The sequence below is a fragment of the Streptomyces sp. NPDC048291 genome (assembly GCF_043201715.1).
GTDB lineage: Bacteria > Actinomycetota > Actinomycetes > Streptomycetales > Streptomycetaceae > Streptomyces.
In genome coordinates this window covers 1-20,353 of record NZ_JBICZC010000018.1, presented here as the reverse complement: position 1 = coordinate 20,353, position 20,353 = coordinate 1, and the positions used below count along the sequence as shown (strand labels likewise).

Below are 20,353 nucleotides of genomic sequence, written 5' to 3'. Positions count from 1 at the left end.
TTACATGGACATGATTCGTCCGTAAGGGTTGCGGCCGGGGCCCGACCAGCCCCCTCGGCGCCCAACAGCGCCCTGCCGCAAGGCGGTTGGTGACCACGACCGTCTTCGAACGAAGGAACCCTGATCAGTGCGTAGTGCGCACATACGCAGCGTGGCGGTCGCCGTCGCCGTGACGACGGCCGCCACGGGCCTGGCCGGTACGGCCTTCGCCGGTCCCGCGACGGGGGAACGACAGCAGGCCGTGGCCTCCGCCACGACAACCGCGCAGGTGGTGGCCGCGGCCCGGACCGCGGCCTTCGCCCATGCCGCGGCGACCGGAGTCGGTGCCGGCGACGAGCTCCAGCCCCAGGACGTGATGATCGACCCCGAAGGGGCACGCCACGTCCGCTTCGTCCGCACCCACCGGGGGATGCCGGTGCTCGGCGGCGACCTCGTCGTCCATCTTTCCCGCCGGTTGGCCTACACCGGCGTCACCCGCGCGGCCGACCACACCGTCAGGCCCGCCGCCACCGAGGCGAAGCTGACCGCCCGGCAGGCCGAGGAGAAGGCCGCCGCGGCCGCCGGCGGCGACCCCGGCCCGGCGCAGCTCGTGGTGGACGCCCGGAACGGCGCCGCCGCCCTCGCCTACCAGGTGGCGGTCGACGGCTCCGACGGCTCCAGCACGGTCGTCGTCGACGCCCTCACCGGCAGGGTCCGCAGCAACACGCCGGACAGCGACGAGTTCCTCTCGCCCCGGCTGCTCGACACCCTCCGCAGCCGCGGCGAGGCCCTCGACCCGGTCCTCGGCACCGGCGTCCGCGCCCAGGCCCTCACCGGAGCGTCCGTCTCCGCCGCCGCCCACTACCCGGCGACCGCCCACGGCTCCGGCAGGTCCCTCTTCGTCGGCAAGGTCCCGCTCACCACCACGCAGACCGCCCGCAAGAGCTTCCTGCTCAAGGACCCCACCCGCTACGGCACCGAGACCCGGGACGCCAAGGGCCGGGAGACCGAGAGCTTCGGCCAGGGCACCAAGTTCACCAGCACCACCGACAGCTGGGGCAACGGCACCACCACCAGCCGGGGCAGCGCCGCCGCCGACGCCCAGTACGGCATCACCGAGACCCTGGACTTCTACAAGAAGGCCTTCGGCCGCAAGGGCATAGCGAACAACTCCAAGCCCGCCCGCGCCATGGTCCACTGGGGCAACAAGGTCGGCAACGCCTTCTGGGACTCCACCTGCGGCTGCATGCTGTACGGCGACGGGGACGGCACCGAGATCAAGAAGCCGCTGGTCGTCCTCGACGTCACCGGCCACGAGCTGACCCACGGCGTGGTCGACGCCACCGCCAAGCTCGAACCGACCCGCGTGGACGACGACGGCAACCAGTACGGCGAACCGGGCGCGCTGAACGAGTCGCTGGCCGACGTCTTCGGCTCCGGCGTGGAGTTCTTCGCCAACAACCCGAAGAACCCGCCGAACTACCTGCTGGGCGAGAAGCTGGGCCTGCGCCAGAAGTTCCTGCGCCGCCTCGACCACCCTTCGCTGGACCGCCTCGAAGGCACCGTCGACTACTGGTCGCCCGAGGCGGCGGATGCCGAGGTGCACGCCGGCTCCGGCGTCTCCTCGCACGCGTTCTACCTGCTCGCCGAGGGCAGCGGCCGCAAGACGATCGGTGCCACCACCTACGACTCACCGACCTACGACGGGTCCACGGTCACCGGAATCGGCCGCGCCAAGGCCACGGCGATCTTCTACCGCGCGCTGACCCGGTACATGGTCTCCTCGACCGACTTCCACGACGCGCGGATCGCGACGCTGAAGGCGGCCACGGACCTCTACGGCGCGAGCAGCGCCGAGTACCGCACGGTCGACCGGGCCTGGGCCGCGGTCAACGTGACCGAGGCCGACACGCCGGCCGCCCGCCACTGACGGGCGTGCCCCGAAGCTGATCCGGGTGCCCCGTCGGGGGGCCGGGCACCCGGATCGGCCGTACCGGTGGAAGACGAGTCAACGCCCCCGCTTCACCCGCCATTTGAAGGCCACGGGAGCCTCACAGTCAACCATCAGGTGATTCCTGTTTCTTTTATTGACAGCGGAAAATAAGCCACCTAAGTTCCCGGCCATGCGCTCCACCTCCCATGCCGAGACGTTCCCGGCCCACACGCCGGCCGTCTCGCAGATCTTCACCACGGTCCTGTCCCACGGCCCCCTCACCCGGCTGGAGGCGGCCCGCCGGGCCGGCCTGTCGCCGGCCGCCGTGACCAAGGCCGTCCGGCCGCTGCTGGCGGCCGGGTACCTGGCGGAGGACGCCGACGGCGAGGCCCGGCCCTCCCTCGGCCGCCCCGCCAACCTGGTACGGGTGGACGGCGGACGCGCACTCTTCATCGGGGTCAAGGTGACCGGCGACGAGGTCATCGCGGTCCTCACCGACCTGTGCTGCCGGATCCTGCTGGCCCGCCGGCTGCCGGTCACGGACCGCGCCGCCAAGGCCGTCCTGACCTCCGTCGCCGAACTCACCCACGAACTGCGCACCGAGGCCGAGGACTTCGGCGCCCCCGTGCTCGGCCTCGGCATCGCCGTCTCCGGCGACGTGGACCGCTCCGAAGGGGTGGTGCGCTACTCGCCCTTCCTCGACTGGCGGAACGTGGCCCTCGCCGAACTCGCCGCCATGACCACCGGACTGCCGGTCGTCGTCGACAACGACGTCCGCGCCCTGACCGTCGCCGAGCAGTGGTTCGGCGCCGGGGTCGGGCTCTCCGACTTCGCGGTCGTCACCGTCGGCGCCGGCATCGGCTGCGGACTGGTCGTCCACGGCCGGGTGGTGTCCGGGGCGCATGGCGTGGCGGGGGAGATCGGGCACGTGGCCATCGACCCGGCCGGGCCCCTCTGCCACTGCGGCAACCGCGGCTGCGTGGAGGCGATCGCCGGGGACGCCGCGATCGTCACCCGCATGCGGGAGGTGACCGGCCGTCAGGTCGCCGACTCCGCGGCGGCGCTGGCCCTCGCCCACGAGGGCGTGCCCGGGGCGCGCGAGGTGTACGCCCGGGCCGGCGAGGCCATCGGCCGGGGGATCGCCACGGTGGCCAACCTCTTCGGCCCCGAACGCGTGATCATCTCCGGCGAGGGACTCGCCGCCTACGACCTCTTCGCCGAGCAGATCCTCGACTCGTTCACCGCGGCGGCCTTCGGCTCCGCCGCGCAGAGCGACGTACAGACCCGCCCACTCGCCTTCGAGGAGTGGGCGCGCGGGGCCGCGGCCGCCGCGATCCAGTCCTTCATCACCTCTTCTCCCACACCGACGGGCAAGGGCTGAGCCGCCCAAGACCCCGAACCCTGGAGGGCCCATGCGGTCACCTTCGAATTCCGCCCTGCCCGTACGCGGGCTGAGAACCGTCCTCGTGCTGGCGCTGACGGCCGCCTGCGCGGCCACCGTGCCCGCCGCGCAGGCCCAGACGCCCGCCCCGATCGCGGCCAAGCCCTACATGGGCTGGTCGAGTTGGAGCATGCAGTCGTCCAAGTACCCCGGCCTCAACGACAAGGGCGACTACAGCTACCTCACCGAGGCGAACGTCCTCAAGCAGACCGACGCCCTCGCGAGCAAGCTGAAGAAGTACGGCTACGACCACGTCAACATCGACGCCGGCTGGTGGATGGACTGGAACTGGAAGCAGGGCTACGACCAGTACGGCCGCCAGAAGGCCGACCCCGCCCGCTTCCCCAGCGGCATGAAGGCCGTCGCCGACCACATCCACGCCAAGGGCCTCAAGGCAGGCATCTACCTCCCGGCCGGCCTGGAGAAGGGCGCCTACGGCGACGGCAAGACGCCGATCTGGAACGCCGAGGGCTGCACCACCGCGGACGTCGTCTACGACGACCTGCGCACCACCAACGGCTGGGACAGCTCGTACAAGCTCGACTTCGACAAGCCCTGCGCGCAGAAGTACATAGACTCCCAGGCCCAGTTGATCGCCGGCTGGGGCTACGACTTCCTCAAGCTCGACGGCGTCGGCCCCGGCTCAGGCAAGAGCGGCGACCAGTACGACAACGTCGCCGACGTCGCCGCCTGGCACCAGGCGATCGCCGCCACCGGCCGCCCGATCCACCTGGAGGCCTCCTGGTCCCTGGACTTCGGGCACGCCGCCGACTGGCAGAAGTACACCAACGGCTGGCGCATCGACACCGACGTCGAGTGCTACTGCAACACCCTCGTCAGCTGGGAGAACTCGGTCGACGACCGCTGGGACGACACCCCGGCCTGGACCGGCAAGGCGGGCCCCGGCGGCTGGAACGACCTCGACTCCCTCGATGTCGGCAACGGCGCGATGGACGGCCTCACCAAGGCCGAACGGCAGAGCTACGCCACCCTCTGGGCCATCGCCAAGTCGCCGCTGTTCACCGGCGACGACCTCACCAAGCTCGACGACTACGGCGTCTCCCTGCTGACCAACCGCGACGTCATCGCGATCGACCAGAGCGACAACCCGCCGGCCCGGCCGGTCACCCCGTCCGACCCGCAGCAGGTCTGGGCCGCGAAGAACGCCGACGGCACGTACACCGTCGCCCTGTTCAACCTCGCGGGCTCGCCTTCGGCGGTCACCGCCGACTGGACGGCGCTGGGCTTCAGCGGCAAGGCGTCGGTGCGGGACGTCTGGAACAAGGAGGACCTCGGCAGCTTCCAGAACAAGATCACCGAGGCGCTGCCGGCGCACGGCTCCCGCCTGTTCACCGTGACGCCGAAGGGCAGCGCGCTGGCGTCCACCGGGTACGAGGCCGAGGCGAGCGGCAACACGCTGAGCGGCAACGCGTCCGTCGCCGGGTGCGACGCCTGCTCCGGGCAGAAGAAGGTCGGAAACCTGTACCAGGGCGGCAAGCTGACCTTCAACAACGTTGTCGTCGACAAGGCCGGCACGTACCTGGTGAAGGTCGCCTACATCAGCGGTGACTCCCGGTCTGCCACCGTCGCGGCCGACTCCGGGGCCGGGACCGGCCACAAGTTCCCGTCCACCGGGGACTGGGGGACCGTGGCGTCGGTGAGTGTGCCGGTGACCCTGAAGGCCGGCGCCAACACCATCAGCTTCGACAGCGGGTCGGGGTACGCGCCGGACGTCGACCGGATCGACGTTCCCAAGTCGCCTCGGTAGTCGTCTCGGTCAAGTGCGTCGTTCGGGAACTGCGGGCCGGTGGGGGCCGGTCGCGCAGTTCCCCCGCGCCCCCAAGGGGGCGCACCCCTCACGGACGTTGGATTGGAACCCCATGGACAACCACCCCAGCAGACGCAGCTTTCTGGCGTTGGCCGCCGCCACCGGGGCCCTGGCCTCACTCCCCTCCTTCACCGCCTCCGCCGCCCCGGTGCGGTCCTCCGAGCCGCTCACCACGCCCCGCCACCACCTCTGGTGGCAGGCGCCCGCCGACGACGGCTCGATGATCACGCAGGGCCTGCCCGTCGGCAACGGCCGGCTCGGCGCCCTCGCGAGCAACGACTCCGGCCGTGAGCTCCTCCTGGTCACCGACGCCACCCTGTGGACCGGCCGGCTCAACGACACCCTCGACTCCGACGGCCAGTTCCCGTACGGCCGGGCGGACTTCGGCTCGCTCACCCTGCTCGCCCGGCTCACCGTCGAGATACCCGACCACGACCTGGGTTCCGTCTCCGACTACCGCCGCACCCTCGACCTCGACAACGGCGTGGTGACGGCGTCCTACGTCCGCTCCGGGGTGACGTACCGGCGGCAGGTCTTCGCCAGCCGGCCCGACGACGTGATCGTGGTGCACTTCGGCCAGGACGGCGGCGGGCGCTACACCGGCACCATCACCCTGGAGGGCACCCACGGGGAGACCGGCGGCACCGCCGAGTCGTTCGCCGGGTCCTTCGCCAACGGGCTGAAGTACGGGGCGGCCGTCCGGGCGTACGGCAGCGGCGGCAGCGTGCGGGTCAGCGGCTCGCACATCACCTTCAGCGACTGCCGTGACCTGACCGTCGTCCTCAGCGGCGGCACCGACTACGCGCCGGACGCCGCCGCCGGCTACCGCGACCCGTCGCTGAACCCGGTGGCGCTGGCCCGCACCAAGGCCGGCGCTGCCGCCCGGCACTCCGCGGACTCGCTGCTGCGCACCCACGCGGCCGACCACCGGGCGCTGTTCGGCCGGTTCGACCTGTCGCTCGGCACCTCGACCGACGACCAGCGCGAGCTGGACACCTGGGCGCGTGTCCAGGCCCGCGCCGCCACCGGCGACCCCGACCCCGAACTGGAGGCCGCCTACGCCCAGTTCGGCCGGTACCTGATGGTCGCCGGGTCGCGCGACAGCCTCCCGATGGGCCTGCAGGGCCTCTGGCTGGACGGCAACGACCCGGACTGGATGGGCGACTACCACACCGACATCAACGTCCAGATGAACTACTGGCTGTCCGACCGGCTGGGCCTGTCCCAGTGCTTCGACGCCTTCACCGACTACTGCGTCGACCAGCTCCCGTCCTGGCAGGACACCACCGAGCGGCTGTTCCAGGACTCCCGCAACCGCTACCGCAACTCCCGTGGCAAGGTGGCGGGCTGGACCGTCGCCATCTCCACCAACCCCTACGGCGGAGGCGGTTGGTGGTGGCACCCGGCGGGCAACGCCTGGCTCTGCCAGAGCCTGTGGGAGCACTACGAGTTCACCCAGTCCCGCGCCCACCTGGAGAAGATCTACCCGCTCCTCAAGGGCGCCGTCGAGTTCTGGGAGGCGCGGCTGCTCACCACCACCCTGGACGACGGCAGGGAGGTGCTGATCGCCGACAGCGACTGGTCGCCGGAGCAGGGGCCGCTGGACGCCAAGGGCATCACCTACGCCCAGGAACTGGTCTGGACCCTGTTCGGGAACTTCCGTACTGCGGCGGCCGAGCTGAAGAGGGATGCTGGATACGCGGGCACCGTCGGCGGGCTCCGCGACCGCCTCTACCTGCCGGTGGTGAGCCCCAAGACCGGCTGGCTGGAGGAGTGGATGTCCCCGGACAACCTCGGCGAGACCACCCACCGCCACCTCTCGCCGCTCATCAACCTCTTCCCCGGCGACCGGATCCGCCCGGACGACTCCACGCCCAAGGACATCCTCGCCGGTGCCACGGCTCTGCTGACGGCCCGCGGGATGGACAGCTACGGTTGGTCCAACGCCTGGCGCAGCCTGTGCTGGGCCCGGTTGAAGAACGCGGAGAAGGCCTACCAGCTCGTCGTCAACAACCTGAAGCCGTCGGTGAACGGCAGCAACGGCAGCGCGTCGAACCTCTTCGACATCATGGACATGGGCGGAGGCCGCGGCATCTTCCAGATCGACGCGAACTTCGGTACGCCGGCTGCGATCGCGGAGATGCTGCTGTACTCCCGTCCCGGCCACCTGGAGCTCCTGCCCGCCCTGCCCGACGCCTGGGCCGCCTCCGGCAAGGTCACCGGAGCGGGCGCCCGCGGCGGCTTCGTCGTCGACCTGAGCTGGCGGGACGGCAAGCCGACCGAGGCCCGGATCCGCAGCGTCGGCGGCCGTACGACCACGGTCGCCTACGGCGGCAGGAGCCGGACGATCACGCTGAAGCCCGGCGCCTCCGTCACGCTGAAGGACCTGGCGCGGTGACCGGCCGGTCCGCACGGCTCCTCGGCCTCGCCGCCGTCCTACTGACCACGGTCGCCTGCCAGACCGGGTCCGCCACGGCGACTCCCGTGTCACCGTCCTCCTACCAGTTCTCCTCCCAGTCGTCCGGCCCGGCCTCCGCGCAGCCCTCCGGCCGGTCGTCCGCGCAGCCCTCCGCCCGGTCCGCGCAGCCGGCCGCCGGATCCACCGCCTCCGCCCGGCACGACGTCGTCACCTGGGGTGCCAGCGCCGACCAGCTGGGGCAGGGCACCGCCGACCGCGGCTACCGGCTGGTCGTGCACACCAGCGCGGCCGGCAGCGACCTGCGGGTACGGCTGTCCAACGCCTTCGGCGACCGCCCGCTGACCCTGGACAGCGTCTACGCCGGCCTGCAGAGCGCGGGCGCCGCCCTCAAGCCGGGCAGCAACAGGCGGCTGACCTTCGACGGTGCCCGCACGGTCACCGTGCCGGCCGGCGCGACCGCGTGGAGCGACCCGCTGCCCGGCACCCTGCCCGCAGGCAGCAACCTGGTCGTCAGTCTGCACAGCCCGGACGCGGCAGGACCCGCCACCGGCCACGGCATGGCCATGCAGACCTCCTACCTCGCCCAGGGCGACCACACCGCCGAGGAGAGCGCCGCCAACTGGACCGACACCACCGGCTCCTGGTGGTACCTGGACTCGGTCTCGGTACGGCCGAAGGACCCGGACACCGGGGCCGTGGTGGCGCTCGGCGACTCCATCACCGACGGCTGGGCGTCTACCAGCGACCAGAACCGGCGCTGGCCCGACTACCTCGCCCGCCGGCTGCAGAAGGCCGACACCGAGGTCAAGGGCGTGGCCGACGAGGGGATCTCCGGCAACCAGGTCCTCGCCGACGGCGCCGGGCAGGCGGCCCTCAAACGGCTGGACCGCGACGTCCTCGGCCAGCCGGGTCTGCGAACCGTCTTCCTCTTCGAGGGGGTCAACGACATCAAGGCCCACACCGGGGTCACCGCGGCCGACCTGATCGCCGGCTACCGGGAGATCGCCCGGCGGGCGCACGCGGCCGGGAAGTGCGTGGTCGCCTCGACCGTCGGGCCGTTCGAGGGCTGGCCGGAGTGGGACCAGGCGGGCGAGGCGGTACGCCGGCAGGTCAACCAGTACATCCGCACCAGCGGGGAGTTCGACGGGATCGCCGACTTCGACCGGATCCTGCGCAGCCCCTACGACCAGGCGCGGATGATGCCGTTCCTCGACGGCGGCGACCACATCCACCCCAACGACAAGGGAATGCAGGCCATGGCCGACTCCGTCGACCTGGCGAGCCTGGACTGCGACCGCTGAGACAACCGGACCACCCCCGTCCGATCACCCCCGGGCCGTCGGCTCGGGGGTGATCAGGCGTTCCCGGTAGGCGATCGCCACCGCCTCCGTACGGCTCGCCGCGCCCAGCTTGGCGAGGATGTTGGAGACATGCACGCTCGCCGTCTTGCCGGTGATGAACAGCTCCTCGCCGATCTGCCGGTTGCTGCGGCCCAGCGCCAGCAGCCGCAGCACGTCCCGCTCGCGTGCGGTCAGCGGCGGGACCGTGCTCTCCGCAGGCGCCGACCGGCCCAGCACCGCGTCCGCGCGCCCCCGCAACGGCACGGCCCCCAGCGCCAGCGCGGTCTCCCGGACCGCCCGCGCCTGCTCCGCGGCCTCGGCCCGCCGCCCGTCGGCCGCCAGGGCCTCGGCGTACCGCAGCCGCACCCGGGCCGTCTCGTACACATCGCCGAACGTGAACGCGGCCATCGCCTTCTCCCAGGCCGCCACGTCCGGCCCGGACACGGCACGGGCCCACTCCGCCTCGGCGCGCGCCAGCCAGGCCTGCCCCTCCGGACCCTGCGACACGGCCGCCGACCGGGCCAGTTCCACCAGTTCACCGGCGGCACCGGCCCAGCGGTCCGGGCTCCCGTCGCCGTGCCCTTCGGCCGTCGCCCGGTCCGGGAGCGCCGCCAGCGCGAGCGCGGCGAGCCGGACCGTCACGTGCGGCGCCCGCCCCAACTCGTCGGAGAGCACCGCCACCACGTCCCGCGCCCGGGCCACGGCCTCCTCGGGATCACCCCGCAGCGCTGCCGCGTCCGTCAGCACGATCCCCCCGACGAACGTGCCCATCCAGTCGAACGGCTCCCCGAGCAGCGCCCCGGCCCGCGCCACGACGTCCGGCTCGCCCCGGGCCAGCGCTATGTACAGGACGGGCCCCTCGGCGAAACCGGGCGCCGGATCCGCACGGGCGACCCGCACACACTCGTCCCACCGCCCCAGCGTGAAGAGCACCAGCAGCCGCAGGTACCGCATCTCCAGCGCGTACGGCGAGGAGAGCAGCCCCGACCGCCGGGCCCGGTCGAGGCCCTCGGTGATCCACGGCAGGCACTCCCGCAGCTCACCCGACTCGAAGCAGCCGATGGCCAGGCTGAACAGCGCCCGCATCTCCACCGGCGTGTCCCCGGCCGACCTGGCCAGTTCCCGCGCCTCCCGGAGCCGTTCCCGAGCCTCCGGGGAGCGGCGCCCGCCGCCCTCCAGCCGGGCCAGCGAGATCAACAGGTCGGCCCGGGCCGCGGTGGCACCGATCCGCTCGGCGACCTCCAGAGCCTGCCGCGCGACCCGCAACGCGGTCGCGTCGTCCCCGACCTGCCGGGCCGCCATGACATGGGTGGCCGCCGCCCACACCCAGGTCCGGGAGGGCGGTTCGGCCGGGATCATCGCCAGTGCCTCGCTGCTGTAGGCGAACGCGGCGGCGAGGTTGTCGACGGTCATGAGGTTCCCGGCGAGGGTGTAGCGCACCCGGGCGGCGAGTTCGGGATCCGCGTCCTGGCCGGTCCCGGCCAGCGCGGCCCGGGTCAGGGACACCGCCCGGTGCGCGTCCCCGGAGTGTGCGGCGGCGGCCGACGCCCGCAGCGTCAGGCTCACCGGGTCCAGGCCCTCGCCGGAGGGCCGCGCCTCGCACGGCACGGCCGGCCACAGGTCCAGGGCCGCCTCCAGATGCCGCAGCTCCTCCGCCGGGGCACCCATCCGCCGGGCGTGACCCGCGGCCTCCACGGACGCGGCCAGCGCCTCGGGCAGGTCGTGGCTCTCCCGGTAGTGGTGCGCCCGCTCGGCAGCCGTCGCCGCCCCGCCCCCGCGCGTGGCGAGCAGCCCGGCGTACGTGCCGTGCAGCCGCGCCCGCTGCCCCGGCAGCAGATCGCCGTAGACGGCCTCGCGCGCGAGGGCGTGCCGGAAGGCGTACGTGTCGCCGTCCCCGGCGACGAGCAACTGCCGCCCAACCGCCTCCCGCAGGGCGGTCTCCAGCTCGTCCTCCGGCAGCCCGGCCGCGTCCCGCAGCAGGTCGTGCCCGACCCTGCGCCCCGCCACCGCGGCCGTCCGCAGCACCTGCTGGGCCGTCTCCGACAACTGCTCGACGCGGATCAGCAGCAGATCGGCGAGCCCGGTCGGCATCCCGTCCGCGTCGGCGGCTGCCACCAGCTCCTCGGTGTAGAAGGCGTTGCCCTCGGCCCGCTCCACGATGTCCCGCACGGTCGCCTCGGACAGCGGCCGCTCCTCCAGCGCCCGCACCAGCCGCGCCACCTCCCCGTCCCCGAGCGGCCGTACCTCCAGCCGCTCCACCCCGGGCAGCCGCACCAGTTCGGCGAGCAACGGCCGCAGCGGATGGCGCCGATGGAGATCGTCCGCACGGTAGGAGGCCAGCACGGCGAGCCGCCGGGGCAGCACCCCACGGCTGAGCAGGAACCGCAGCAGGTCACGCGACGACTGGTCGGCCCAGTGCAGATCCTCCAGGACCAGCAGCAAGGGCTGTTCGGCGGCCAGGTTGCCGAACAGCCCGGCGACCCCTTCGAAGAGCCGCAGTCGCGCATCCGCGTCGCGGGCGGAGTCCGACCCGGCCCCGAGCAGCCGCCCCACGACAGGATGCGCGGCGAGCACCTCCGCGTACCGCCCGTCGGCGGCCAGCACCCCGAGGATCTCGGTGAACGGCAGGTACGGCAGCCCGACGTCCCCGAGATCGACACAGTGCCCGGTGACGACGGTGGCCCCGTCCGTGGCCGCCCTGAGCGCCACCTCGTCCAGCAGCCTGGTCTTCCCGACCCCCGCGTCCCCGGCGACCAACATGGCTTGCCCACGCCCGTTGCGGGCTTGCTCAAGTACTCCGCCGAGGCGAAGCAGTTCCTCGTCCCGCCCGATCAGAGGGCTACCGAAAGATCTCTGCGACACACCCTCATCCTCGCAAGAAGCGCAAGGCGAAACCCCCTGGGGGGCGCGGGGAACTGCGCGACAAGCCACGACGAACCCGCAGCCGCCGTCACCACAGCACCCCCACCCCCCTGGACGCTCAGCCCCGCAGAACCCGAGCCCAGTCCTCCGGCACCCGCTCCGCAGGCCCCGGCACCGACTGCTCCGCAGGATGACTCACCGGCGGCGCCAACTCGGGCCCGGCCTCGAACAATTCCTCCGTCGCGTAGTTCCAGAACCACCCCTCGCCCGGTTCGTAACTACGGATCACCGGATGCCCGGTGTCACGGAAGTGCGCCGTCGCGTGCTTCGCGGGCGAGTCGTCGCAGCACCCGACGTGCCCGCACTGGGCACACCGCCGCAGATGGAACCACCAGCCCCCCGCCGCGTCGCACTCCACACACCCGGCGCCGCTCGGTGCGACGTTCGGGTCTATCGAGGTGTCGCCACTCATACTGCCTCCACAGGTGTCTCGGATTCCTCGGGCGTCTCGGCGGTCAGCGGGAGCAGCACCTGGAACCGGGTGTCGCCGGGCTCCGACTCCACCCGCATGGTGCCGTGATGCTTGTTCACGACGATCCGCCAGGAGATGTCCAGACCGAGCCCCGTGCCCTGCCCCACGGGCTTGGTCGTGAAGAACGGGTCGAAGATCCGGTCCTTGATCTCCGGGGCGATCCCGCTCCCGGTGTCCCGGAACTCCACCAGCAGCTGCTCGTGGTCGAGCGCCGTCCGCACGGTCAGCGTGCCGTGCCCGTCGCCCTCGCCTGCCCCGTCCTTCATCGCGCAGACCGCGTTGTCGATGAGGTTGGTCCACACCTGGTTGAGCTCGGCGGGGTAGGCGGGGACCGGCGGGACCGTACGGTCGTACTCCTTGACCACCCGGATGTCCTGCCCGATCTTCGCGGACAGCATCAGCAGGGTGCTGTCGAGGAGTTCGTGCACGTCCACCACCCGGTACGGCGCCCGGTCCAGCTGGCTGTACTGCTTGGCCGCGTCGACGAGGTTCGAGATCCGGGTGGTCGAGTCCTCGATCTCGTTCATCAACAGCTCAGTCTCGATGGTGTAGTTGAGCCAGCCGACCGCGTTCGGCAGGATCTCCTCGTCGACCGCGGCGGCGACCTGCTCCAGCCAGTCGACGTCAAGACCGGCCTGCACGAAGGTCGGCGCGAGCTCCCAGCCGTGCTCGATGCCGCGGTCCTCCAGCCAGTCGGTGAGCGTGTCCTCCCGGTCGGCGGTCTCCAGCGGGCTGAGCGAGGACGCCTTGGCGACCCGTTCCGCCGTGCGCTCCTGGATCTCGATCAGGCCCGCCAACTGCTCGCGCGAGTACGGCCCGCCGGCGATGATGGCGAGCTTGTGCCGCATCTTCGCCACCCGCTCGCGCAGCGTCGACGTGGCCCGCACGGCCGCCGCGGCCGGGTTGTTGAGCTCGTGGGTGAGCCCGGCGGACAACGAGCCGAGCGCCAGCAGCCGTTCGCGCTGACCGATCGCCGCCTGGGTGTTCTTCGCACCGAAGAACAGGCCCTCGAGGAGGTGCACGGCCATCGGGAACCAGTCCTGCATGATCTCCGCGAACGTGTCGGACGGCAGCACGAAGAACCGGGTCGGCTCGGTCACCCGCATCGTGTTGTTGTACGCCTGCCGCACCCGGTCCCCGAGGTAGGCCTGCATGGCGCCCGCGTACACCCCGGCCTGCGAGGTCCGGGTCACCTCGACGTCGTCGCCGCCGACCTGCCGGGAGAGCACCACGGTGCCCTCGACCATCACGTAGAAACAGGTGGCCGGCTCACCCTCGGTGTAGACCGGGCCCGGCTGGAACAGCTCCACCCGGCCGGCCGCGCACAGCCGCCCGAGCTGTTCCGGCTCCAGCTTCTCGAACAGGAACAGCGCGCCGATCTCCCGCGGGCTGCACGGCATCAGCTGCCCGCTCATGACTGCTCCAGATACCGGTGGACGAGCATCACTGCCATGGCTCCTTCTCCGACGGCGGACGCGACACGCTTGGCGGACTCGGCGCGTGCGTCGCCCGCCACGAACACGCCGGGAATGCTGGTCTCCAGGTGGTACGGCGGCCGGTCCAGCTCCCAGCCGGCCGGTGGCCGTCCGTCGACGGTCAGGTCCGGCCCGGCCAGGATGAACCCGCGTTCGTCCCGCAGCACCGTGTCGCCGAGCCAGTCGGTGAGCGGTGCCGCCCCGATGAAGACGAACATCCACTGGGCGTCGACCTGTTCCCGGTCCCCGCTCTGCACATGGCGCAGGGTGAGCTGCTCCAGGCGCTCCACGCCGTGCGCGGCGTCCACCACGGTGTGACTGCGCACGGCGATGTTCGGGGCCTCGTTGATCTGCTGGATCAGGTAGTACGACATCGACGCCGACAGGTCGGCGCCGCGGACCAGCAGGGTCACCGATTTCGCGAACCGGGACAGGTACATCGCCGCCTGGCCGGCCGAGTTGGCGCCGCCGACGATGTACACGTCCTGGCCCTGGCAGGAGGTCGCCTCGGTGAGCGCGGAGCCGTAGAACACCCCGCAGCCGGTCAGGTCGATGCAGCCCTCGGCCTCCAGCTGCCGGTACTGCACCCCGGTCGCCAGGATCACGCTGTGCGCGGCGACCGCCGAGCCGTCCGCGAACCGCACCACCCGCGCGGCGCCGTTGATCTCCAGCCCCGTGACCTCGCGGGCGGTCAGGATCTCCGCGCCGAACTTGGTGGCCTGCCGCCGGGCCCGGCCGGTGAGCTGGGCCCCCGACACGCCGTCGGGGAAGCCCAGGTAGTTCTCGATCCGCGAGCTCTGCCCGGCCTGCCCGCCGGTCGCCGACCGCTCCACGAGCACGGTCCGCAGCCCCTCCGACGCCCCGTACACCGCCGAGCCGAGCCCGGCCGGACCGCCGCCGATCACCACCAGGTCGTAGAAGTCCGCCGTCGGGGTCGTCGCCAGGCCCACGTGCGCGGCCAGCTCCGGGGCCTCCGGCTCCACCAGGGGCGTACCGTCCGGCGTGATCACCAGCGGCAGCCGCGCCCCGTCGGCCTCCGCCGCGGCCAGCAGCCGCTGCCCCTCCGGCTCCTCCACCGAGTACCAGCGGTACGGCACCTGGTTGCGGGCCAGGAACTCCCGCACGTCCGAGGACCGCGCCGACCAGCGGTGGCCGACCACCTTCGTGGCCGGCACCGGCCGGTAGTCACTGGCCCGCCAGGCGTCCAGCAGGTCGTCCAGGACCGGGTAGAGCTTCTCCTCCGGGGGATCCCAGGGCTTGAGCAGATAGTGGTCCAGATCGACGACGTTGATCGCGTCGATCGCCGCGTTGGTGTCCGCGTAAGCGGTCAGCAGCACCCGGCGCGCGCCCGGGTACACGTCCAGGGCCTGCTCCAGGAACTCGATGCCGTTCATCTGCGGCATCCGGTAGTCGGCCAGGATCACCGCCACCAGGTCGCCGCGCAGCTTCAGCTCCCGCAGCGCGTCCAGCGCCGACTCCCCGGACTCCGCGCGCACGATCCGGTACGACGCGCCGTAGCGCCGCCGCAGGTCCCGGGCGACGGCACGGGAGACCCCCGGGTCGTCGTCCACGGTCATGATCACACCTACGGGTGACTGTGAAGGTGACATAACGCGACCGTAAGGGACGGGGAGGGGCTATGGCCACGGGAACCGTGACAAGGGCAGCACGCGAGTACGTGCGTGTGTCCAAAGGCAAGGGCTAGACCGTGCGCAGCATCACCGACCAGCACCGCGACAACATCGCTGCCGAAGTGCGCGACGACTTCGAGAAGCTGCTGGCCGACCTGACGTCCGGCGCCTCCGGCGAACCCGGCGACGTGCTCGTGCCGTGGGAGGTGTCCAGGCGCGCCCGTGAGACCGGCCGGGGCGTGGCCCTGGTCGACGAGGCGGAGGCGGGCGGATACCTGATCCACGTGACCAGCCTGGACCGCACCTTCACCCCACGCAACTACGGCGTCCGGCACTCCTTGATCAGTGGCATCAAAGACGCGGAGAAGGAGGCCCGGCTCCTGTCGGTGCGTACGCTGCGTGGCGTGGACTCCACAGTCGGTGAGGGCAGTCCCTGCCAGGACGACGCTGTCGGTCCTCCCTGACAGGATCAGCGCCATGCTCATAACACCCCGACCGGGGGCTGACCGGAAAAACATCCGCCGCCTACTCGCAGAGATCCATGCCAACGCCATCAACCTCCGGCTTCCAGAGGCGAACGCTTACAGGCGCCCCTGCGGTACCTCAGCTGGGCCACGGACACGGCGAGTGTCCTGCGCTCCCAGGGCAACGCCAAGGGCATGGACGCCCTGGTTTTCACCAGCCGGTACCAGGTTCTGCTCGCCAGCTGCGGGACGCTTGCCGGCACGGCCCGGGAACGACTCGTCAACGGCCTGGTGGACCTCGAAATCACTGAACGCGTCCAGGTGTTCGAGGAGGCCCACGCGGCCCTCGACGCGCAGATCGGCTGTTGGAACGGCCAGGAGTGGTTCGTCGTCGCGGACTCCAGTTTTCAAGGGTGCTCCGGGCGGAGGACAGCCGGTCCCGCCACCCGCCCCCGCGCCTCTCGACGGCGACTCCCGCGCCGCGCGCTGACGCGGGAAGTCGCCAAGCAGCACACGCGAGAGGCGCCGGCCGTGCCGGTTGGCAGCAGCACGCCCTCGCGTGTTCCTCGGTGGAGTGACCGAGCGTCGCGGGCAGTCTGTCCAATTCCGTCCGCCGAAGTCGTGCTTTCTGGAACGATGTCGGCCTGGCTTGGAAGTCGATCAGCCGGAGGATTCTGTGCTGCCGGAAAAAGCACGCCAACACGGCACGGTGGAAGTTCAGTTGGCGGTCTCCGACCCGTCTCACCTGTGGTCGCTGCGGGATTGGCTGCTCGGGCGGCCCGGGGTCGAGGTGGCCGTCGTCGCCAGGACGCCGGAGCCGGGGCAACTCGGCGCGTGGGACGTGCTGACACTGGTCGCCGGCGGCACCACCGCGGTGGAGGCGATCCGGACCCTGCCCGACTTCATTCGCTCGCGGCGCACCAGTCTCCGCATCGAGACGACATTCAAAGGCAGGCCGTTCGTCCTCGAAGCGTCCAACATCGACGAGATCAAGCCGGTGCTTGAGGGGCTCCTCGATGAGCGACCGCGGCCCACTGCGCGACTACTCCCGCTCGCGGGCGGTGTTGATCGGCGTGTCACACTACCGGCACCTGCCCTCGGTACCGGCGGCGCGCACCAGCCTGGAGCGGATGGCGCGGCTGTTGACCGGCCCGTTGTGCGGTCGGCCGAAGCAGCGGGTCGAGGTGCTGCGCGACACATCCGAGCGGGGTTCCTTACCGGATCAGCTGATGACGGCGTTCGGCGAGGCCCTGGACGTCGCCCTGTTCTACTTCGTGGGACACGGGCAGCTCCACGACGACGAACTGTGCCTGGCCCTGGGGGAATCGCCCGAGTCCGGCTCGCGGTGCACCACGCTCGGGCTACAGTTCTCCGACGTGCGCTCCGCGCTGCGCGCATGCGACGCGCGGACGAAGATCGTGATTCTGGACTGCTGCTTCGCGGGCTGGGCGGCGCGGCCCGAGGCCAGTCTGGCGTTCCCTTCCAGGAATCTGATCGACCGGACGGGCGGAACGGGCGCGTTCACCATGGCCGCCAGCGGCGCCTACCGGACCGCTTGGTACGAATCCGACCCGAAGACGTCGCACGCGCAGACCTACTTCACCAAGTACCTGATCGACGCGATCGAGCGGGAGACACCCGGCCCGGGTGAGAGCTGGACACTTCGCGACCACTTCGCCCGTACGGCCGATGCCCTGGCCCGCGACCGGCTGCCGGAACCGACCCAGTCCATGCGGCACCACGCGGGCGACTTCGTCCTCGCCCGCGGCCGGCGGCCGGAACCGGCCCGGCCCCTGCGGCATCAGGCGGGCGACTTCGTCCTGGCCCCCACCCCCTCCCCGCAGCACTCGCAGGCCACGCTCACGGCCGCGACCGGGGCCGATGAACTCGCCCTGCTGCGTGCCCTGCGAACCTTCGGACACGAGCGCCGGGGTTACGACATGGCACAGGTGGACCGGGAACTCCCCGACCTCGTCGACAGGATGTCCGATCCCGAGCGTTGCCTCGGTGTGCGCCCGCCCTACTTCAGACAGGTCGGTTTCCTCAGCAACGGCTACAGGGTTTCCGCCGTAGATGCCTTCCTACACTCCCGACGAGCCCGACCGCCCATGTTCGCCCACGCCCTGCGCATCCTGTTGAGCGACAAGGATCTCCTGCTCAGCCCCGAGCAGGCCGCCGTCCGGGACCACACGGAACTGCGGGGCCGGTGCCGGGTGGCGGACACGGAAATGTCACTCGCCGCCGTGCAACTGCGCTCGTCGCTCCTCCGGCGCCACAGGGACTGGGCGATGCTGACCGACCGGGGAATGTATGTGCGTGCCAATGGATCCGTGCCGTTCGTTCACTACGACGGCATCGACGGGCTCGTCGTCTCCCTCACCACTCGGGAGGAGTGGGTGGTCACCGGAGAGACAGGGGCCTCGGCCACCTACTCGAAGGCGGAATTCCAGTACGGGGCCCGGTCGCTGCGGCTGACCGAGTCCAGCGGCAGCGGCAACACGGATCGATTCGTCCACGGCATCGTAGAAACGATCAAAAAACTCAGGATCGACCACCCGAGTGACTGAAGGGGGCGGCGGCCAGGTCGGCACGAGCCGGACCGGCTCTTCGGCTGTGACCGCCCAATCGCTTCGACCGCTGGACGCGTTGATGACGATCCGCGGTGTGGCCTCGGCCAGGACGGTGCCGACACGTGCCGGATCCCGGAGAGCGAGGTGATGCCATACGGTCCGGCCGCCGTCGCCGGGCCCGGTCGCGTACGTGGCTGCCGTCGTGTGTCCGGCGGTGCCCGCCTGCCGGACCGGTTCGGCCCCCAGGAAGCCGCTCCCGCCGATGATCAGAACCGTCATGCGCGACACGCCAGACCGGACGGTGATCCCGCTCGGGACATTCGTACGGCCCGAGGTGGGGGAGGCGTACGGCGGAGTGGGTGCCTGGTGACACCGCACCACGGCGGTCTGCCTTCGTACGATTGCGGCATGTTCACATCTCGCAAACCAGGACCGGACGACGCCCTGGGAAGGCATCGTCGAGGGCAAGTCGCGTGGCATGCTCGACGGCGCGAACATCCTCGGGGCGATGCCGGGCGAACACGTCCGCGACCGTGTTCACCTCGTTCGCGAAGAGGTGGAAGTTGGGACCAGTCGGCGTTGTCCCGCTCGATTCATCAAGCCAATAGGGCGGCGGGGTAGGCCAGTTCGGAGGCGAGTGCGTCGGTCTTCTGCCGCCGCAGGATGTCGGTCACGGCCTGCCGACGCTGAGCGGACAGCAGCGCGGTCGCGGCGGCCCGGTCGTCGGGCAGCAGGCCGAGTGTGAGCTCGGCCGTGAACTCGATGGGAGGGTCGGTGGGCAGCTGACGCACCCGTGCGAGGTGCTGGCCACAGACATCCCGCGCCGAGGCGAGGTCGGCCGGGTCGCACGTCTTCGGGTTTTTGCTCGCAGCGTCCCTGAGCATGGTGCGCACGGCGCCCGCGATCTCCTCGACGGGGCTGGGGTAGGGCGGCTCTGCGAGGACGGTGGCCGTGATCCGGGCGGTGAAGCCGATGTCGGGACAGGCACTGCGCAGTCGGACCTCGAAGCGGGTCGGTCCGCGCCGCACCGCTTTGCGCGCGCGTCGGCGCGACCATCGTGTGGAGGCCATGGGTCAGGACTCCGCCGAGGCGCGCTCGTGCGTGGTGATCAGGGAGGAGAGCATCGGGGGCCGCCGGAGGTCCTTGCGCGGGTCGATGACCGCCTCGCCGTCGGCGACTCCGGGTTCGCCGAAGATGAGCGCGGCGACCGGGGAGGCGACCAGGTGGCCCAGCATGATCTGGTTGAGGAGGTCCGTCGGGAGCTCGGTCGGCATGTCCGCTGCCTTCCGCGCCTCGGCCCAGGCGGTCAGCAGCTGCAGGCATTCGGCTTCGACCCGGGTGTCGGCCGAGGTCGCGTTCCAGCCGTCCAGGAGCGCTTCCTTGATGTCTTCCTTCTGTTCGGCCGCCGCCAGCATCACTTGCAGAAGTACGGGTCCACCCGCGGATCCAGGAGCGACAGGAAGGCCCGGCGTCCGGCCAGGTGCTTCTTCTCAGTGGCCCATTTGATGACGGTGCTCCACACCCGCGGCAGCTGGCCGTCGCGTGCGGCGATGTCCCGCAGCGCCTCCTGCGCTGTCCGTACGGCTTCGTCCGTCTCGGACCGGTCGAGGATGTGCCGCAGGCGCACGAGGGCCTGACGTGGGTAGTGCTCGGCGAAATCGCCCTGGCAGACCAGTGTGACGACCGTCGCGACGGCCTCCGAGTCGTCCTGGGCTGAGTCGAGTAGCAGGGCACGGACCTGGACGCCCAGGGTGTCCGACTCGGCGGCGACTGTTACTGACCTGTCCGTTCAGTTGTCGGGGCTGACATTGCTGGATCCCTGCGGTACGCCGTGGGCATGAGATATGCGCAGGGCGGTGGTCTTACTCCGCAGGGCCAG

14 protein-coding genes and 2 pseudogenes are annotated in these 20,353 nt (G+C 71.4%); 8 read left to right on the top strand and 8 right to left on the bottom strand.

Annotation, left to right across the window (positions count from 1 at the left end):
- Nucleotides 1-127 precede the first annotated feature (127 nt).
- The 5 genes from ACGF5O_RS40890 (at nt 128) to ACGF5O_RS40870 (ending at nt 8,901) form a co-directional block, all read left to right on the top strand.
- Complete coding sequence (locus tag ACGF5O_RS40890) at nt 128-1,909, top strand: M4 family metallopeptidase (RefSeq protein ID WP_393815006.1); 1,782 nt, start codon at nt 128-130, stop codon at nt 1,907-1,909.
- Between the two features lie 193 nt (nt 1,910-2,102).
- The gene (locus tag ACGF5O_RS40885) at nt 2,103-3,293 is read left to right on the top strand and encodes an ROK family protein (RefSeq protein WP_393815005.1); all 1,191 of its coding nucleotides are present in this window, start codon (nt 2,103-2,105) and stop codon (nt 3,291-3,293) included.
- A 31-nt stretch (nt 3,294-3,324) separates the two neighbouring features.
- Nucleotides 3,325-5,121 carry an alpha-galactosidase D gene (locus tag ACGF5O_RS40880; RefSeq protein ID WP_393815004.1) on the top strand — a complete coding sequence of 599 codons (1,797 nt, stop codon included), beginning with the start codon at nt 3,325-3,327 and terminating at the stop codon, nt 5,119-5,121.
- Between the two features lie 112 nt (nt 5,122-5,233).
- A complete protein-coding gene (locus tag ACGF5O_RS40875; RefSeq protein ID WP_393815003.1) occupies nt 5,234-7,579 on the top strand; it encodes a glycoside hydrolase N-terminal domain-containing protein in 2,346 nt (781 codons plus the stop codon).
- Nucleotides 7,576-8,901 carry an SGNH/GDSL hydrolase family protein gene (locus ACGF5O_RS40870; protein ID WP_393815002.1) on the top strand — a complete coding sequence of 442 codons (1,326 nt, stop codon included), beginning with the start codon at nt 7,576-7,578 and terminating at the stop codon, nt 8,899-8,901. The genes ACGF5O_RS40875 and ACGF5O_RS40870 overlap by 4 nt, the downstream gene beginning before the upstream one ends.
- Before the next feature lie 24 nt (nt 8,902-8,925).
- Here ACGF5O_RS40870 and ACGF5O_RS40865 read toward each other — a convergent pair whose 3' ends face one another.
- The 4 genes from ACGF5O_RS40865 to ACGF5O_RS40850 all read right to left on the bottom strand — a co-directional run bounded on the left by ACGF5O_RS40865 (nt 8,926) and on the right by ACGF5O_RS40850 (nt 15,419).
- Entirely contained in the window at nt 8,926-11,802 is a 2,877-nt protein-coding gene (locus ACGF5O_RS40865) for an AAA family ATPase (RefSeq protein WP_393815001.1), read from the bottom strand.
- A 118-nt stretch (nt 11,803-11,920) separates the two neighbouring features.
- The gene (locus tag ACGF5O_RS40860) at nt 11,921-12,274 is read right to left on the bottom strand and encodes a UBP-type zinc finger domain-containing protein (protein WP_393815000.1); all 354 of its coding nucleotides are present in this window, start codon (nt 12,272-12,274) and stop codon (nt 11,921-11,923) included.
- Nucleotides 12,271-13,749 (bottom strand): ATP-binding protein, encoded by a 1,479-nt coding sequence (locus tag ACGF5O_RS40855; protein ID WP_393814999.1) that lies wholly within the window; start codon nt 13,747-13,749, stop codon nt 12,271-12,273. The genes ACGF5O_RS40860 and ACGF5O_RS40855 overlap by 4 nt, the downstream gene beginning before the upstream one ends.
- On the bottom strand, nt 13,746-15,419 hold the full coding sequence (locus ACGF5O_RS40850; protein ID WP_393814998.1) for an FAD-dependent oxidoreductase: 1,674 nt from the start codon (nt 15,417-15,419) through the stop codon (nt 13,746-13,748). Before ACGF5O_RS40850 ends, ACGF5O_RS40855 begins: the two co-directional genes overlap by 4 nt.
- A 98-nt stretch (nt 15,420-15,517) precedes the next feature.
- Between ACGF5O_RS40850 and ACGF5O_RS40845 the strand changes: the two genes are divergently transcribed.
- From ACGF5O_RS40845 to ACGF5O_RS40835, 3 genes and pseudogenes are all read left to right on the top strand, one after another.
- Nucleotides 15,518-15,904: a recombinase family protein gene (locus ACGF5O_RS40845; RefSeq protein ID WP_393814997.1), complete on the top strand. Its 387-nt coding sequence runs from the start codon at nt 15,518-15,520 to the stop codon at nt 15,902-15,904.
- Nucleotides 15,905-16,463: 559 nt separating this feature from the next.
- Nucleotides 16,464-16,898, top strand: a pseudogene (locus ACGF5O_RS40840) (hypothetical protein); the annotation flags it as partial.
- Between the two features lie 22 nt (nt 16,899-16,920).
- Nucleotides 16,921-18,471 (top strand): caspase domain-containing protein, encoded by a 1,551-nt coding sequence (locus ACGF5O_RS40835; protein WP_393814996.1) that lies wholly within the window; start codon nt 16,921-16,923, stop codon nt 18,469-18,471.
- Nucleotides 18,472-18,555: 84 nt separating this feature from the next.
- Here ACGF5O_RS40835 and ACGF5O_RS40830 read toward each other — a convergent pair.
- The 4 genes and pseudogenes from ACGF5O_RS40830 to ACGF5O_RS40815 form a co-directional block, all read right to left on the bottom strand.
- Nucleotides 18,556-18,753 (bottom strand): annotated as a pseudogene (locus ACGF5O_RS40830) (dTDP-4-dehydrorhamnose reductase); the annotation flags it as partial.
- Nucleotides 18,754-19,070: 317 nt separating this feature from the next.
- Nucleotides 19,071-19,544 carry a hypothetical protein gene (locus ACGF5O_RS40825; RefSeq protein ID WP_393814995.1) on the bottom strand — a complete coding sequence of 158 codons (474 nt, stop codon included), beginning with the start codon at nt 19,542-19,544 and terminating at the stop codon, nt 19,071-19,073.
- A gap of 3 nt (nt 19,545-19,547) precedes the next feature.
- Nucleotides 19,548-19,892, bottom strand: coding sequence for a hypothetical protein (locus ACGF5O_RS40820; RefSeq protein WP_393814994.1), 345 nt, complete (start codon nt 19,890-19,892; stop codon nt 19,548-19,550).
- Nucleotides 19,889-20,101 (bottom strand): hypothetical protein, encoded by a 213-nt coding sequence (locus ACGF5O_RS40815; RefSeq protein ID WP_393814993.1) that lies wholly within the window; start codon nt 20,099-20,101, stop codon nt 19,889-19,891. Before ACGF5O_RS40815 ends, ACGF5O_RS40820 begins: the two co-directional genes overlap by 4 nt.
- Nucleotides 20,102-20,353: the final 252 nt, after the last annotated feature.

Bases quoted from the DNA above. Each gene is read 5' to 3' on its own strand.
- ACGF5O_RS40860 (WP_393815000.1), bottom strand. From the start codon at position 12,274: ATGAGTGGCGACACCTCGATAGACCCGAACGTCGCACCGAGCGGCGCC.
- ACGF5O_RS40855 (WP_393814999.1), bottom strand. From the start codon at position 13,749: ATGAGCGGGCAGCTGATGCCGTGCAGCCCGCGGGAGATCGGCGCGCTG.
- ACGF5O_RS40880 (WP_393815004.1), top strand. From the start codon at position 3,325: ATGCGGTCACCTTCGAATTCCGCCCTGCCCGTACGCGGGCTGAGAACC.
- ACGF5O_RS40885 (WP_393815005.1), top strand. From the start codon at position 2,103: ATGCGCTCCACCTCCCATGCCGAGACGTTCCCGGCCCACACGCCGGCC.
- ACGF5O_RS40875 (WP_393815003.1), top strand. From the start codon at position 5,234: ATGGACAACCACCCCAGCAGACGCAGCTTTCTGGCGTTGGCCGCCGCC.
- ACGF5O_RS40850 (WP_393814998.1), bottom strand. From the start codon at position 15,419: ATGTCACCTTCACAGTCACCCGTAGGTGTGATCATGACCGTGGACGAC.
- ACGF5O_RS40825 (WP_393814995.1), bottom strand. From the start codon at position 19,544: ATGGCCTCCACACGATGGTCGCGCCGACGCGCGCGCAAAGCGGTGCGG.
- ACGF5O_RS40835 (WP_393814996.1), top strand. From the start codon at position 16,921: ATGAGCGACCGCGGCCCACTGCGCGACTACTCCCGCTCGCGGGCGGTG.